The sequence below is a fragment of the Segeticoccus rhizosphaerae genome (assembly GCF_005222685.1).
GTDB classification, from domain to species: domain Bacteria; phylum Actinomycetota; class Actinomycetes; order Actinomycetales; family Dermatophilaceae; genus Segeticoccus; species Segeticoccus rhizosphaerae.
In genome coordinates, this window is sequence record NZ_SWMA01000025.1 from 1 (window position 1) to 13,638 (window position 13,638).

General features: G+C 70.8%; 15 protein-coding genes. 6 read left to right on the forward strand and 9 right to left on the reverse strand.

Features of this window, described 5'->3' with window-relative positions; genetic code table 11:
• Window positions 1-298: SelB domain-containing protein (locus FCN22_RS15305; RefSeq protein ID WP_202911611.1), on the forward strand; the 298-nt coding region annotated here is incomplete at its 5' end.
• A gap of 126 nt (window positions 299-424) precedes the next feature.
• On the opposite strand, the gene FCN22_RS15310 is transcribed toward FCN22_RS15305, so the two are convergent.
• Both FCN22_RS15310 and FCN22_RS15315 read right to left on the reverse strand, forming a co-directional pair.
• Window positions 425-1,591, reverse strand: a complete 1,167-nt coding sequence (locus FCN22_RS15310) for an acyl-CoA dehydrogenase family protein (RefSeq protein ID WP_137122431.1) — start codon at window positions 1,589-1,591, stop codon at window positions 425-427.
• Window positions 1,592-1,714: 123 nt separating this feature from the next.
• Window positions 1,715-2,731 carry an LLM class F420-dependent oxidoreductase gene (locus tag FCN22_RS15315; protein ID WP_137122432.1) on the reverse strand — a complete coding sequence of 339 codons (1,017 nt, stop codon included), beginning with the start codon at window positions 2,729-2,731 and terminating at the stop codon, window positions 1,715-1,717.
• Window positions 2,732-2,780: 49 nt separating this feature from the next.
• On the opposite strand from FCN22_RS15315, the gene FCN22_RS15320 reads away from it, so the two are divergent.
• Both FCN22_RS15320 and FCN22_RS15325 read left to right on the forward strand, forming a co-directional pair.
• Window positions 2,781-4,121, forward strand: a complete 1,341-nt coding sequence (locus FCN22_RS15320) for a UDP-glucose dehydrogenase family protein (protein ID WP_137122433.1) — start codon at window positions 2,781-2,783, stop codon at window positions 4,119-4,121.
• 37 nt (window positions 4,122-4,158) lie between these two features.
• A complete protein-coding gene (locus FCN22_RS15325; protein WP_137122434.1) occupies window positions 4,159-4,602 on the forward strand; it encodes a CoA-binding protein in 444 nt (147 codons plus the stop codon).
• Window positions 4,603-4,652: 50 nt separating this feature from the next.
• On the opposite strand, the gene purE is transcribed toward FCN22_RS15325, so the two are convergent.
• Together purE and FCN22_RS15335 are read right to left on the reverse strand one after the other, a co-directional pair.
• Window positions 4,653-5,189 (reverse strand): 5-(carboxyamino)imidazole ribonucleotide mutase, encoded by a 537-nt coding sequence (gene purE / locus FCN22_RS15330; RefSeq protein ID WP_137122435.1) that lies wholly within the window; start codon window positions 5,187-5,189, stop codon window positions 4,653-4,655.
• Complete coding sequence (locus FCN22_RS15335; protein ID WP_137122436.1) at window positions 5,186-6,394, reverse strand: 5-(carboxyamino)imidazole ribonucleotide synthase; 1,209 nt, start codon at window positions 6,392-6,394, stop codon at window positions 5,186-5,188. Before FCN22_RS15335 ends, purE begins: the two co-directional genes overlap by 4 nt.
• Window positions 6,395-6,455: 61 nt before the next feature.
• Between FCN22_RS15335 and FCN22_RS15340 the strand changes: the two genes are divergently transcribed.
• On the forward strand, window positions 6,456-7,013 hold the full coding sequence (locus tag FCN22_RS15340; protein ID WP_238384773.1) for a GtrA family protein: 558 nt from the start codon (window positions 6,456-6,458) through the stop codon (window positions 7,011-7,013).
• Here FCN22_RS15340 and FCN22_RS15345 read toward each other — a convergent pair.
• The 5 genes from FCN22_RS15345 to FCN22_RS15365 all read right to left on the reverse strand — a co-directional run bounded on the left by FCN22_RS15345 (window position 6,965) and on the right by FCN22_RS15365 (window position 11,642).
• On the reverse strand, window positions 6,965-7,975 hold the full coding sequence (locus FCN22_RS15345) for a sensor histidine kinase (protein ID WP_137122438.1): 1,011 nt from the start codon (window positions 7,973-7,975) through the stop codon (window positions 6,965-6,967). The two genes, FCN22_RS15340 and FCN22_RS15345, sit on opposite strands and share 49 nt — an antisense overlap.
• Before the next feature lie 3 nt (window positions 7,976-7,978).
• Window positions 7,979-8,659 (reverse strand): response regulator transcription factor, encoded by a 681-nt coding sequence (locus tag FCN22_RS15350; RefSeq protein ID WP_137122439.1) that lies wholly within the window; start codon window positions 8,657-8,659, stop codon window positions 7,979-7,981.
• 83 nt (window positions 8,660-8,742) lie between these two features.
• Window positions 8,743-9,555: an enoyl-CoA hydratase/isomerase family protein gene (locus tag FCN22_RS15355; protein WP_137122440.1), complete on the reverse strand. Its 813-nt coding sequence runs from the start codon at window positions 9,553-9,555 to the stop codon at window positions 8,743-8,745.
• A 57-nt stretch (window positions 9,556-9,612) separates the two neighbouring features.
• Window positions 9,613-10,800 (reverse strand): adenylate/guanylate cyclase domain-containing protein, encoded by a 1,188-nt coding sequence (locus FCN22_RS15360; RefSeq protein WP_238384774.1) that lies wholly within the window; start codon window positions 10,798-10,800, stop codon window positions 9,613-9,615.
• A gap of 20 nt (window positions 10,801-10,820) precedes the next feature.
• Window positions 10,821-11,642, reverse strand: coding sequence for a biotin--[acetyl-CoA-carboxylase] ligase (locus FCN22_RS15365; protein WP_137122441.1), 822 nt, complete (start codon window positions 11,640-11,642; stop codon window positions 10,821-10,823).
• Between the two features lie 24 nt (window positions 11,643-11,666).
• Between FCN22_RS15365 and FCN22_RS15370 the strand changes: the two genes are divergently transcribed.
• Window positions 11,667-13,313 carry an acyl-CoA carboxylase subunit beta gene (locus FCN22_RS15370; RefSeq protein WP_137122442.1) on the forward strand — a complete coding sequence of 549 codons (1,647 nt, stop codon included), beginning with the start codon at window positions 11,667-11,669 and terminating at the stop codon, window positions 13,311-13,313.
• A gap of 60 nt (window positions 13,314-13,373) precedes the next feature.
• Entirely contained in the window at window positions 13,374-13,610 is a 237-nt protein-coding gene (locus tag FCN22_RS15375) for an acyl-CoA carboxylase epsilon subunit (protein ID WP_238384775.1), read from the forward strand.
• Window positions 13,611-13,638 lie beyond the last annotated feature (28 nt).

Sequence of the window (13,638 nt, forward strand, 5' to 3'; positions counted from 1 at the left end):
GATGAACTACGTCGAGGACGGCGAGATCCGGTCCAAGACGGTGCCGATGCTCAGCGCGCTCAACCTCGACCTGCGCGCCGGGCGCCTCCTGCGCCTCGCCGACGGCGTCGTGCTGCTGCCCAGCGGGCCGGCGCGAGCCATGCGCGTGCTGGCCGCGCTCCCCCAGCCCTTCACGACCAGCGCGGCGCGGCAGGCGATGTCGACGACGCGACGGGTCGTCATACCCCTGCTGGAGCACCTCGACGCGCGCGGCTGGACCCGGCGGATCGACGCCGGCCACCGCACGGTCGTCCGCTGACCGTGCTCACCTCAGGCCGCTTTGCTCGATTGAGACCGCTTCTGGCGCCGCGGGGGAGCGGCCCTGGGTGAGCAAAGCGGCCCGGCGTGAGCACCGGGGGCCCGTGCCGGAGGGCGTGGAGAGGGGTCAGCCCTTGAGCAGCTGTCGGGCCATGACCACCCGCTGGATCTGGTTGGTCCCCTCGTAGATCTGGGTGATCTTGGCGTCGCGCATCATCCGCTCGACCGGGAAGTCCTTGGTGTAGCCGTAGCCGCCGAGCAGCTGCACCGCGTCGGTCGTGACCTCCATCGCCACGTCCGAGGCGAAGCACTTCGCTGCCGCGCCGAAGAACGGCAGGTCGGCGTCGCCACGCTCGGACTTGCTGGCCGCGACGTAGACCATCTGCCGGGCCGCCTCGAGCTTCATCGCCATGTCGGCGAGCATGAACTGCAAGCCCTGGAAGTCGGCGATCGCCTTGCCGAACTGCTTGCGCTCCTTGACGTAGCCGAGCGCGAAATCCAGTGCGCCCTGCGCGATCCCGACAGCCTGGGCGCCGATCGTCACGCGGGTGTGGTCGAGCGTCCGCAGAGCGATCTTGAGCCCCTCACCGGGTGACCCCACCATCCGGTCGCCGGGGATGCGGCAGTCGTCGAAGTGCAGCTCACGCGTCGGGCTGCCCTTGATGCCGAGCTTGTGCTCCTTCTCGCCGAAGCCGAAGCCCTCGTCGTCCTTCTCCACGACGAACGCCGTGACGTTGCGCCCGCGCGGACCATCGGGATCGGTGACCGCCAGCACCGTGTAGAACTGGGACACACCAGCGTTGGTGATCCACGACTTCTGGCCGTTGAGCACGAACGACCCGTCCGGCTGCTCGAGCGCACGGCACCTCATCCCCGCCGTGTCGCTGCCGGCCTCCCGTTCAGACAGCCCGTAGGAGAACATCGCCTCACCGGCCGCCACCGGCGGGAGGTACTTCGCCTTGACCTCGTCGGACGCCGCGAGGATCAGCGGCATGGTGCCGAGCTTGTTCACCGCCGGAATCAGCGACGACGACGCGCAGGCGCGCGCCACCTCCTCGATCACGATGCAGGTCGCCAGCGCGTCGGCGCCCACCCCGTCATACTCCTCGGCGATGTGCGGCGCGTGGAAGTCGGAGGCCCGCAGCGCGTCATACGCGGCCTGCGGGAACTCGCTCTTCTCGTCCACCTCCGCGGCGTGCGGCGCGATCTTGTCCTCGGCCACGTGGCGCACGGCCTCGCGCAGCGCCTCGTGGTCCTCGGAGAGGGCATACAGGTCAAATTCCGATGCGGTCACGGCACCGATGTTACCGGCGAGTTCGCTGCAGCGGGAGCCGGTATGCCGTGAGTCTCATGCTTCACCCGCGCGCTCCTCGGCGGCGTGTCGCTCCGCTCCATCCTCGCCGCTCGTCGTCGCCGCTCAGGACAGTTCGGGGATGACCCGGTCCTCGAACATCGCGATCCCGGAGGTGTCGTAGGCCGCCTCGAGGAAGTAGGTGATCGCGTAGTCGAGTCCGGCGTCACGCAGGCCCTGCAGCGCCTCCACGATCTGGTCCGGCGTGCCGACAGCCGGGCCGGACGCGAGCGCCTCGTACTGCTTGTCCGCGACCTCCTCCGACATGCCCGCCTTGAGGTAGTGGTCGCGCGCCCACGCCAGCCGGTCCTTCACCTCGGCGTCGTTCTCGCCGATGACCACGTTGTAGTCGGCCGAGCGGGTGATGTCGCCGAAGTCGCGCCCCACGTCGTCGCAGTGCCGCTTGAGCACCTCGCTCTTGTGGGCGAAGACGTCCGGTGTCCCGTCGAAGTTGGTGTAGTCGGCGAACTCGGCCGCGATCCGCAGGGTCTTGCGCTCGCCACCGCCGCAGATCCAGGTGGGTATGCCGTTGCGCGCGGACCCCGGGTAGGTGGTGCCCTGCAGCGGCCTGGGCGCGCACAGCGCACCGTCGACCTGGTAGTGCTCCCCGTCGAGGGTCGCCGAGCCGGTCGTCCACATGTCCCGGAAGATCTGCACGCCCTCGCGCAGGCGGCCGAGCCGCTCACCGGCCGACGGGAAGCCGTATCCGTAGGCGCGCCACTCGTGTTCGTACCACCCGCCGCCGATCCCCATCTCGACCCGGCCCTCCGAGATCACGTCGATGGTGGCGGCGACCTTGGCCAGGTAGGCCGGGTTGCGGTAGCTCATGCAGGTGCACATCTGGCCGAGCCGGACCCGTGACGTGCTCGCCGCCAGCGCCGCCATCACCGACCACGCCTCGTGGGTGGCGTGCTCCGAGGCTCGCGGCACGGTGTGGAAGTGGTCGTAGACCCAGACAGACTCCCACTCGGGCTGCTCGTCCAGCCGGTTCGCGAGGCCGGCCATCACTCCCCAGTGCTGTGCGGGATCGATGCCGACAAGGTCCATCCGCCATCCCTGCGGCAGGAACATTCCGAAGCGCATGTGTGTCTTCCTCTCGGTGCACGGACTGTGCAGACGTTACTGTCTCGACATGCCCCTCGCCATTTCTGTCATCGGCCTCGGTCCCCTCGGAGCCGTCCACGCCGCCTGTATGGCCGACCTCGGCCACACCGTCGTGGCCATCGACACGAGCATGCCGGAGCGGGCCGACGAGCTCGCCGCGGGACGCACGCCGTTCTACGAGCCCGGCCTCGACGACCTGCTCGCCAAGGTCCTCCCCACCGGCCGGCTGACGTTCGGCACCGACTACGCCGCGGCGGCGGACGCCGACGTGCACTTCATCTGCGTGGGCACCCCGCAACGCAAGGGCGAGTATGCCGCGGACCTCACCTTCGTGGACGCAACGGTCGAGGGGCTGGCCCGAGTGCTCGAGCGTCCCGCCCTGGTGGTGGGCAAGTCCACCGTGCCGGTCGGCACGGCCGCCCGAATCGCATTGCGGCTCAAGGAGATCGCGCCGGCGGGCGAGGCCGTCCATCTGGTCTGGAACCCCGAGTTCCTGCGCGAGGGGTTCGCCGTGCAGGACACGGTCGCCCCGGACCGCATCGTCTATGGCGTGCAGGGCCAGGGGGCCGGGGCGGACACGGCACGGCTCGACGAGGTCTATGCCACCCCCCTGGCCACCGGTATCCCTCGGTTGGTGATGGACTACGCGACGGCCGAGTTGGTGAAGGCCGCGGCCAACTCTTTCCTCGCGACCAAGATCTCGTTCATCAACGCGATGTCGGAGGTGTGCGAGGCGGCCGGGGCCGACGTCATCGCCCTCGCCGACGCGATCGGGATCGACGACCGCATCGGACGCAAGTTCCTGCGCGCTGGCATCGGCTTCGGCGGCGGATGCCTGCCCAAGGACATCCGGGCGTTCATGGCGCGCGCCGGGGAGCTCGGCGCCGAACCGGCACTGAGCTTCCTCAAGGAGGTCGACTCCATCAACCAGCGGCGTCGCGCGCGGATGGTCGACCTGGCCCGTGAGGAGTGTGACGGGTCGTTCGTCGGCAAGCGGGTCGCCGTCCTCGGGGCGGCGTTCAAGCCGTTCAGCGACGACATCCGGGACTCGCCCGCGCTGCACATCGCCGAGGCGATCCGTCGGCTCGGCGCCACGGTGACCGTGACCGACCCCAAGGCCCTGCCCAATGCCCGCAAGGCCTTCCCCGACCTCGACTACGCCGAGGACATCGAAGAGGCGTGTCGCGAGGCCGACGTCGTGCTGCACCTGACCGGATGGCCGGAGTACAGGGACTTCGACGCCGCAGCTCTCGCCAAGGTCGTCCGGAACCCCGTTCTCATCGATGGGTTCAACAACCTCGACGTCGCCCGGTGGCGTGACGCGGGGTGGACCTTCCGGGCCCTCGGACGACCCGTCCTGGACACCTGAGGGCAAGGTCCACCACGGCGAGGACGATGATCAGAGCATGAACAGCATCGTCACGGCCCACACCAACGACCCTGCCGTCATCCGGCGGTTGCTGACCACGCCCGCGACCTGGGCGGTCGTCGGGCTCTCCACCGACCCACACCGAACGGCGCACGGAGTGGCTCAGTGGATGACGCAGGCTCTTGGTCATCGCGTCATCCCCGTCCACCCCCGTGCCGAGGAGGTCTTCGGCGAGACCGGTTACCGCTCGCTGAGCGACCTGCCCGACGGTGAGCGGGTCGCCGTGGTCGACTGCTTCGTCAACTCCTCGCGGGTCGGGGCGGTCGTGGACGAAGCCATCGCCCAACGGGAGCGCCTCGGTATCGGCGCCCTGTGGCTGCAGCTCGGGGTCGTTGACGAGTCCGCCGCAACACGCGCCGAGGCGGCCGGGCTCGACGTGGTCATGGACACCTGCCCCATGATCGAGTTCCCGCGGCTCTGAGCCGCCGTTCGCCGATCCGCACGGCGTGCGGAGGAGCCGTGGGCTGTCGGTCAGCTCTGGGTGCGCGAGCGCAGCCGGGCACCCTTGGCGTGGGCCTGTTCACGCAGCCGGCCCTGGAAGTCCTCCATCGCCTCGCGCAGCTGCGCGGCCTCTTCGCCGGTACCGGACGCGAGGATCCGCACCGCGAGCAACCCGGCGTTGCGCGCACCCCCGATCGAGACGGTGGCGACGGGCACGCCGCCCGGCATCTGCACGATCGACAGAAGCGAGTCCATCCCGTCCAGGTGCTTCAGCGGCACCGGGACACCGATCACCGGCAGGGGCGTCACGGCCGCGAGCATGCCCGGCAGATGGGCCGCCCCTCCGGCGCCGGCGATGAGCACGCGCAACCCGCGCCCCGCAGCGGACCGACCGTAGTCGATCATCTCCTGCGGCATCCGGTGAGCCGACACCACGTCGGCCTCGTAGCCGATTCCGAACTCCTCCAACGCCTTTGCGGCGTCTTCCATCACAGGCCAGTCGCTGTCGCTGCCCATCACCAGGCCGACGACAGGCGCCTCAGGCAGCCCGGTGCCCTCTTCACTCATTCAGTGATCACTCCCGCGATGCAGTCGGCCGCGTGCCGCGCGCGCTCGCGCAGGTCGGCGAGGTCGGAACCGCTGACGGTGACGTGCCCGATCTTGCGTCCCGGCCGCACACCCTTCCCGTAGAGGTGCACCTTGACCCCGGGGTCGCGCGCCATGACGTGCCGATAGGCCGGGTAGAGCTCGTCGTAGTCGCCGCCGAGCACGTTGGCCATGACGGTCCAGCGGTCCCGGGTCGTGGTCGCCCCCAGTGGCAGGTCGAGTACCGCGCGCAGGTGCTGCTCGAACTGGCTGGTCACGGCGCCGTCGATGGTCCAGTGGCCGCTGTTGTGCGGCCGCAGCGCCAGCTCGTTGACCGCGTATGACGGCTGGCTCGTCTTCTCGTCGGCCACCTCGAACATCTCGACGGCCATCACACCGGTGACACCGAGTTCGCCGGCGATCCGCAGGGCCGCCCGGGTGGCCGCAGCGGACAGCTCACCGTCCAGGTCGGGCGCCGGTGCGAGGACCTCCGTGCAGACCCCGTCGGTCTGCACGGTCTCGACGACCGGCCAGGCAGCCGCCTGGCCGGAAGGACTGCGCGCGACGAGCACGGCGAGCTCGCGCACGAACGGCACCCTCTCCTCCGCGAGCAACCCGTCCGAGAGCAGCCCGCCGTCGCGGCTGTCACGCACCACGAGGTCGAACCAGTCGGAGGCCTCCTGCGGCGAGCCGACGGCGCGAACTCCCTTGCCGTCATACCCTCCCCGTGGTGTCTTGACCACGACCGGCCACCCGACCCTGTCACCGAACGCCTTCAGCTCGCCGGCGTCGCGCACCTGGGCCCAGCGCGGGCAAGCGATGTCGAGAGCCGTCAGACGACGGCGCATCGCGAGCTTGTCCTGGGCGAAGACCAGGCTGGCCGGTGAGGGGTGCAGGATGGCGCCGTCGGCCTCCAGCGCGGACAACACGGATGCCGGCACGTGCTCGTGGTCGAAGGTCACCACGTCGCAGTCGCGGGCGAACGTCCGGACCGCGTCCGCGTCGGTGTGCTCACCCACCGGCGACGACGGGACGACGAGCGCCGCCGAGGCGTCGGGGGCCTCCGCCAGGACCGAGAGGGTGACACCGAGTCCGACCGCGGGGGGCTGGCACATCCGGGCCAGTTGTCCACCGCCGATGATGCCGACGACCGGGAACCCACCTGGGGCGCGCTGCGGGGAAGTCACTCCCGCGACACTACCGGGCAGACACCGGGTGGTTGAAACCCACCACGGTTAGGCTCGGGTGGTGGCTGCCGACGACCCCGGGCTGTTCCAGCGCCTGCGTGACACCCTGGACGTCCTCGTCCGCGAGGTGGCCAAGTTCGGCATCGTCGGCTTCGTGGCCTTCATCGTGGACACCGTCGGTTACAACTTCCTGGTCTTCGGGCCGCACTTCAAGAACATGCTCGGTTACGAGACGACCGAGGGGATCCTGCACGACACCCCGCTGCGCGCCAAAATCTGCTCGGTGGCCGCGGCGACGCTGGTGGCGTGGCTCGGCAACCGCTACTGGACCTTCCGCCACCGCCGGCGTCCCGCGGTCGGTCACGAGCTGGTGCTCTTCGTCACCTTCAACGTCGTGGGGATGATCATCGCGGTCCTGTGCCTCGGGTTCTCCCGCTATGTACTGGACCTGCACAGCCAGCTGGCCGACAACATCAGCGGCAACGGCGTGGGGCTCGTGCTCGGGACCCTGTTCCGGTTCTGGGCCTATCGCACCTTTGTGTTCCCCGGCGTCGCTCTCGCCGAGGGCCCTCACGTCCCGGGCGCCTCGGACACGAAGAACGCGAAGATGACCGGCTGAGCCTGGATCAGCTCCAGCCGGCCGCCGTCGGCCTCGGCGAGGTCGCGGGCCAGCGCCAGCCCCAGCCCGGTGCTCTTGCCGCTGCTGACCGACCGCTCGAAGATGTGCGGGGCCAGCGCGGCGGGCACGCCCGGTCCCTGGTCTCCCACCTCGACCACCACGGAGGGACCGGCGCGCCGCGCGTGCACGTCCACCGTCCCCTTTCCGTGCACCAGCGAGTTCTCCAGCAGGGTGGACAGAACCTGCGAGAGCGAGGAGCGGTTGGCCTGCACCTGCAGGCCACGGGCGCCACCCACGCGGACGCTGCGCCGCGCCTGCTCGAAGGCCGGCTGCCACTCGCGCTGCAGCGCAGCGATGACCGAGTCCAGGGACACGGCGGTCGACTCGTCCTCACGCCCGCGGCGGGTGCGGGTGAGCAGGTCGTCCACGACACCGGTCAGCCGCTCCACCTGCGCGATCGCGATGTTCGCCTCCTCGCGCACCACCTCCAGGTCGTCGGTCGCGCCGATCTCCTCGATCCGCATCAACAGCGCCGTGAGCGGGGTGCGCAGCTGGTGGGAGGCGTCGGCCGCGAACTCGCGTTCGGAGGCCAGTGAAGCGGCCAGCTCCTTGGCCCGTCTCTCCAGGACCTGTGAGACGCGATCGATCTCCTCCACCCCGCTGCGCATCGCGGGGGTGCGCGACTGCCCGGCGCCCAGCTTCTCGGCCATCTCGGCCAGCTGGGTCATCGGCTCGGCCAGACGCCGCGACTGGTTGGTCGCGACCAGGACGCCGGCGACGACCGCCAGCACCGACAGCACCAACACCGCCAGGAGCAGGATCGGCCAGCTCACCGTGCTGGCCCGAAGGGGCCGGTCCACCCGCTCCAGGTGCCAGGCAGCCAGGGCGAAGATCGGCACGCCGAGGATCAGCACCGACAGGACGACGGCGAGCAGCGTGGAACGGATCAGGCGTCGGCGCAACCGTCAGTCTCGTTCGTTCGGCTCGAACCGGAACCCGACGCCGCGCACGGTGGTGATGAACCGTGGCTGCGCGGCGTCGTCGCCGAGCTTGCGGCGCAACACCGAGATGTGCATGTCCAGGGTCTTGGTGGACCCGAACCAGGCGGTCTCCCAGATCTCGCGCATGAGCTGCTCGCGGGAGACGACCTTGCCCTGCTCGCGGATCAGCACGCGCAGAAGGTCGAACTCCTTGGCGGTCAGCTGCAGCTCCTCGCCCTCGAAGAACGCGCGCCGCGCATCCGGGTCGAGCCGCACGACCTCCTCGGGGCCCTCGGTGGTCTCGTGCGGGCTGCGCCGCAGCATGGCGCGCACCCTGGCGAGCAGCTCGGCCAGGCGGAACGGCTTGGTGACGTAGTCGTCGGCCCCGGCGTCCAGGCCCACAACGGTGTCCACCTCGTCGGCACGCGCGGTGAGGATCAGCACCGGGAAGGTCCGGCCGTCCGCGCGCATCCGCCGGCAGACCTCGAGCCCGTCGATGTGCGGCAGACCGAGGTCGAGGACGACCATGTCGGGGTTCTGGGTGGCGCCCTCGAGAGCCTCGCGGCCGTCTGCCCGCACGTCGACCTCGTAGCCCTCGCGCCGCAACGCGCGGGCAAGGGGTTCGGAGATCGCGGGATCGTCCTCGGCGAGCAGCACTCGGGTCATGAGGTCATCGTAGAGGTCGGCCGCATCCGCACCGCGATCTCCTCCGGGTGTCGCCACACGTGTTGCCACATCGTCATCAGCCCTCACCGCCCGGGCCACTGCGGGGTGCGCTTCTCGGCGAACGCGGCCACGCCTTCGGCCCGGTCGGCCGAGAAGGCGGTGGCGCGCCAGCACCCGTCCTCCACCTCGAGGCCCGTGGCGAGGTCGACATCCGCGCCGAGTCGCATGGCGCGTTTGGCCTGCCGCAGTCCCACCGGGGAGTTGCGGGCGATCTGGGCGGCCAGCTCGAGCGCCCGCTCTCGCCCCGTCCCGGGCTCGACCACCTCGTCGACGACGCCGAGACGGGCCGCCTCGTCGGCCTCGAGCCGGCGTGCGGTGAAGACCATGCCCGCCGCCCGGGACCAGCCGATGCGACGGGTGAGCAGCTGGGTGCCGCCGCCGCCGGGGATGACACCGACCGAGACCTCGGGCAGGCCGACGACGGCGCGCGAACCGGCGATGACCAGATCGCAGGAGAGCGCGAGCTCCAGCCCGCCGCCGAGCGCGAAGCCCTCCACCACGGCAATCGCCGGCACGGGGAGGTTCAGCACGCCGGTGTATGCCGCCCGCGCGACCGGACGCTGCCGCATCAGGTCGGCGTCGGTGAACGTGTTGCGCTCCTTGAGGTCCGCCCCGACACAGAACGCCTTCGGGCTGGTGCTGGTGAGGATGACGCACCGAACGCCGTCATCCGCGGCCAGCGCCGCGGTGGCCTTGCCGATCGCCCGGGCCATGGCCGTCGACACCGCGTTCATGGCCTCGGGGCGGTCCAGTGCGAGCTCGGCGACGTGCCCGTCCTTGCCGTGCCGGGTGACGCTCACCAGCGACCCGGTCGCCTCATGGCTCTCCTTGCTCATCTGTGCCTCTTCTCGTATGTCGAGTTGCGGGTCGCGCCGGTCTGGCTCATTCAGTCCTCACGTCGTCGTCGCCGATCCAGAGTCGCTCCGGCCCCGTCGGCCGGACGCCCCGGCGCGCTGCAGCCGCCACGGTGTGATGCGCCCCAGTCCCCGGAGCGTACGCGGCGGCAGCTGCGCCATCTCGAAGCCGGACACGCTCGACAACGCGGTGGCCACCGCGTCGTCAACCACCACGGTGTTCGGCCTGGCCACCGCCGTGAGGCGGCTGGCCCGGTTGACCGTGGTGCCGAAGACGTCGCCGAGTCGCGAGACCACCTGACCACTCGCCATACCCACCCGCACCTTCGGCAGGATGTCGTCCTCCTTGATGGCGTCCACGAGATCGAGGGCGATCGCGGCGGCAGGGGGCGTGCCGATCGTCACGTAGAGGACCTCGTCGCCCACCGTCTTGATGACACGCCCGCCGTGGGCCGCGATGACCTCCGACGCGAGCGCCTCGAACCGCTGGACCACCTGCACCAGCTGGTGCTCGGACAGCCGGCGCACCAGCGCGGTGAAGGAAACCAGGTCGGCGAAGCCGACGACGCGGAAGACGCCCTCGTGGTCGGCCGAGGGCTCGGCATCCGCCACCATGCGCGCGATCGCGGCCGACAGGTGCCGGCGCCAGGCGTAGACGAGCAGCGGCTCGAGCGTGTCGGCCAGCTCGGTCAGCTTCTCCCCCGCGGCCCTGGCGGCGGCCGAACCCGGCACGCCGCGACTGGGCTCGCCCGGTCTGCGCTCGACCGGCTCGGGCGGCTCGTGCTCCAGCACCTCGGCCATCAGCTGGGCCTGCCAGATCGCGAGCCGGTCGGCCGTCCGGCCCATCGCCCGCGTCATCGCCAGCGCGGTGTCCTGGTCGAAGGTGCCGTCACGCACGAGTGTGACCACGGCCCGCAGCGCGGCCAGGTCGGCGTCGGTGAAGACCATGTCCTCGTCCTGGACGTTGGGGAAGCCCAACGCATGCCAGAACCGGCGCGCCGACAGCAGCGAGATGCCGGCGCCGGCGCTGACCTGCCTCCGGCGCATGCTCCGCGGCTCTCCCAGCAGCTGGGCCTCGAGGTCGTCGAGCCCTGGTCGGAACGCGTCCTCGGGTTCGGCCTCGGGGCCGGGCACAGGGTCGGCGCCGGGGCCGGGCACGGGTTCGGTGTGGGGATCGGGCACGGGATCGATCATGCCGTGTCCCTCACGCTCCTCGCCGCCACTCATCACCTCACCCCTTCATTGCCTCACTGCCCCGGCTGGGCGGCACGCACGTGCACGACGTCTCCCGCGGCGTACGGGCGACGGCCGCGGGGCTCGTCGACGACCAGCCGCCCCTGGTCGTCGACGCCGGTCGCCGTGCCGCGCACGACGGCGCCTCCCGGCTGGTGCAGGTCGACGACGCGGCCGACGGTCGTGCACCGGCTGCGGTAGTCCGCTCGTTGGCCCTCCATCGCCGGGCCGCCGGCCCGCCACGCCTCGGTTCGGTCGCGCAGATTCATGAGGTAGCGCTCGATGATGCCCTCGCGCGGGGCGTCCGAGCCGCACAGCCGCAGCGAGGTGGCAGTGTCGACGGGGAGCTCCTCGCGCTCCTGGTCGACGTTGACCCCGGCCCCGACCACGACGAGCTCGTCGCCCGCGGACTGACAGAGCACACCGCACACCTTCCGGAGCCGCTCGTCCTCGTCGTCCGCTGCCCCGGCGAGCACGTCGTTGGGCCACTTGAGCAGCGCGCGGACGCCGGCGACCTCCGACAGCGCAGTGCTCATCGCCAGCCCGGCCAGGAGCGGGACCCAGCCGAGCTCGGACCGGTCGGCTCCGCCCCGGTCTCCGATCGGCACCACGCAGGACACCGCGATCGACGTGCACGGCGGCGCCTCCCACTGCCGCGCCAGACGCCCCCGGCCGGCGCTCTGGTGGTCGGTGAGGACGACCCGCCACGGGTCCGGGCGGCGAAGCGCCTCGAGGTTGGTCGAGTCGACGGAGTCGAAGAAGTCGAGCGCCGCCCAGTGGGAGGTCGGTGTGAGCAGCGTCTCGCGCAGGGCCCGGACGTCCAAGGAATCACGCACGGGGCTAAGGCTAGGCTGCCCGCCATGACCGATGCTGCGCGCACCGAGCCAGTCGACGGTGAAGCACCCGACCTGCACACGACCGCCGGCAAGCTCGCCGACCTCTACCGCCGCAACGACGAGGCGGTCCACGCCGGCTCCGCCCGGGCGGTGGAGAAACAGCACGCGAAGGGCAAGCGAACCGCCCGCGAGCGCATCGAGATGCTGATGGACGAGGGCTCGTTCGTCGAGATGGACGAGCTGGCGCGGCACCGGTCGACCAACTTCGACCAGGCGAAGAGCCGCCCCTACGGCGACGGCGTGGTCAGCGGCTACGGCACCGTCGACGGGCGACCGGTGGCGGTGTTCTCCCAGGACTTCACCGTGTTCGGCGGCTCGCTCGGCGAGGTCTTCGGCGAGAAGATCGTCAAGGTGATGGACCTGGCGATGAAGCTCGGCTGCCCCGTCGTGGGCATCAACGACTCGGGCGGCGCGCGCATCCAGGAGGGGGTCGTCGCCCTGGGCCTGTATGCCGAGATCTTCCGCCGCAACGTGCACGCGTCCGGCGTCATCCCCCAGATCAGTCTGGTCATGGGCCCCTGCGCCGGCGGCGCGGTCTACTCCCCCGCGATCACCGACTTCACCGTCATGGTCGACCAGACCAGCCACATGTTCATCACGGGACCCGACGTGATCAAGACCGTCACTGGTGAGGACGTGGGGATGGAGGACCTCGGCGGCGCCCGGTCGCACAACTCCCGCTCGGGGGTGGCGCACTACATGGCCGACGACGAGGACGACGCGATCGCCTACGTGCGTGAGCTGCTGTCCTACCTGCCGTCCAACAACCTCGAGGACCCGCCGCGCTACGGCGAGGACGCGGACCTCGAGGTCGACGACGAGGACCGGTCGCTCGACACGTTCATCCCGGACTCCCCGAACGTCCCCTACGACATGCGCACCATCATCGAACGCGTCGTGGACGACACCGACGAGGGCGTCCCGGACTTCTGCGAGGTCCAGGAGCTGTTCGCCCCCAACATCGTCTGCGGCTTCGGGCGCGTCGACGGGCGACCGGTGGGCGTGGTCGGCAACCAGCCGATGCAGTACGCCGGCTGCCTCGACATCGACGCCTCCGAGAAGGCGGCCCGGTTCGTGCGCACCTGCGACGCGTTCAACATCCCGGTCCTGACCTTCGTCGACGTCCCGGGCTTCCTGCCCGGCACCGACCAGGAGTGGAACGGCATCATCCGCCGTGGCGCCAAGCTGATTTTCGCCTACGCCGAGGCGACGGTGCCGCTGGTCACCGTCATCACCCGCAAGGCCTACGGCGGCGCCTACGACGTCATGGGTTCCAAGCACCTGGGGGCCGACATCAACCTCGCCTGGCCCACCGCCCAGATCGCCGTCATGGGCGCGCAGGGCGCGGTGAACATCCTCTACCGCAAGCAGATCGCCAAGGTCGCCGAGGAGTCCGGCGGCGACCAGGCCGCCATCGACGCCGCCCGCGCGGGCTTCATCCAGGAGTACGAGGACACCCTCGCCAACCCCTACGTCGCCGCGGAGCGCGGTTACGTCGACTCGGTCATCCCGCCCTCCTACACCCGCGCCTACGTCACGAAGGCGCTGCGCACCCTGCGCACCAAGCGCGAGACCCTGCCGGCGAAGAAGCACGGCAACATCCCCTTGTGAGCCACGCCTACGAAGACCACCCGTATGACGTCCGCCCACCCGATGACCGAGGAGCCTCCCGTGGCCACGACCGACGACCAGACCGCGGCGTCGCCCTGGATCGTGCGAGGACACCCCTCGACCGTCGAGCTGGCCGCGTTGGTGGCCGTCCTGGCCGGGGCCGCTGCGGGCGGGGGCAGCGAGAGCGACGACGGGTCCGAGACGGGCGTCGCGGTCTGGGCCGCGCGCGATCGACTCGTCCGATCGGGCCTTCATCCGGGGCCCGGTCGATGGCGCGCGTCCGCGCTGCCGCGCTGACGTCGACGTGGCCGCGGTCGCCGGGTAC

Excerpts from the sequence above, each read along its gene's own strand:
- FCN22_RS15315 (WP_137122432.1), bottom strand. The coding sequence starts at position 2,731 with ATGCGCTTCGGAATGTTCCTGCCGCAGGGATGGCGGATGGACCTTGTC.
- FCN22_RS15320 (WP_137122433.1), top strand. The coding sequence starts at position 2,781 with ATGCCCCTCGCCATTTCTGTCATCGGCCTCGGTCCCCTCGGAGCCGTC.
- FCN22_RS15325 (WP_137122434.1), top strand. The coding sequence starts at position 4,159 with ATGAACAGCATCGTCACGGCCCACACCAACGACCCTGCCGTCATCCGG.
- purE (WP_137122435.1), bottom strand. The coding sequence starts at position 5,189 with ATGAGTGAAGAGGGCACCGGGCTGCCTGAGGCGCCTGTCGTCGGCCTG.
- FCN22_RS15350 (WP_137122439.1), bottom strand. The coding sequence starts at position 8,659 with ATGACCCGAGTGCTGCTCGCCGAGGACGATCCCGCGATCTCCGAACCC.
- FCN22_RS15355 (WP_137122440.1), bottom strand. The coding sequence starts at position 9,555 with ATGAGCAAGGAGAGCCATGAGGCGACCGGGTCGCTGGTGAGCGTCACC.
- FCN22_RS15360 (WP_238384774.1), bottom strand. The coding sequence starts at position 10,800 with ATGAGTGGCGGCGAGGAGCGTGAGGGACACGGCATGATCGATCCCGTG.
- FCN22_RS15370 (WP_137122442.1), top strand. The coding sequence starts at position 11,667 with ATGACCGATGCTGCGCGCACCGAGCCAGTCGACGGTGAAGCACCCGAC.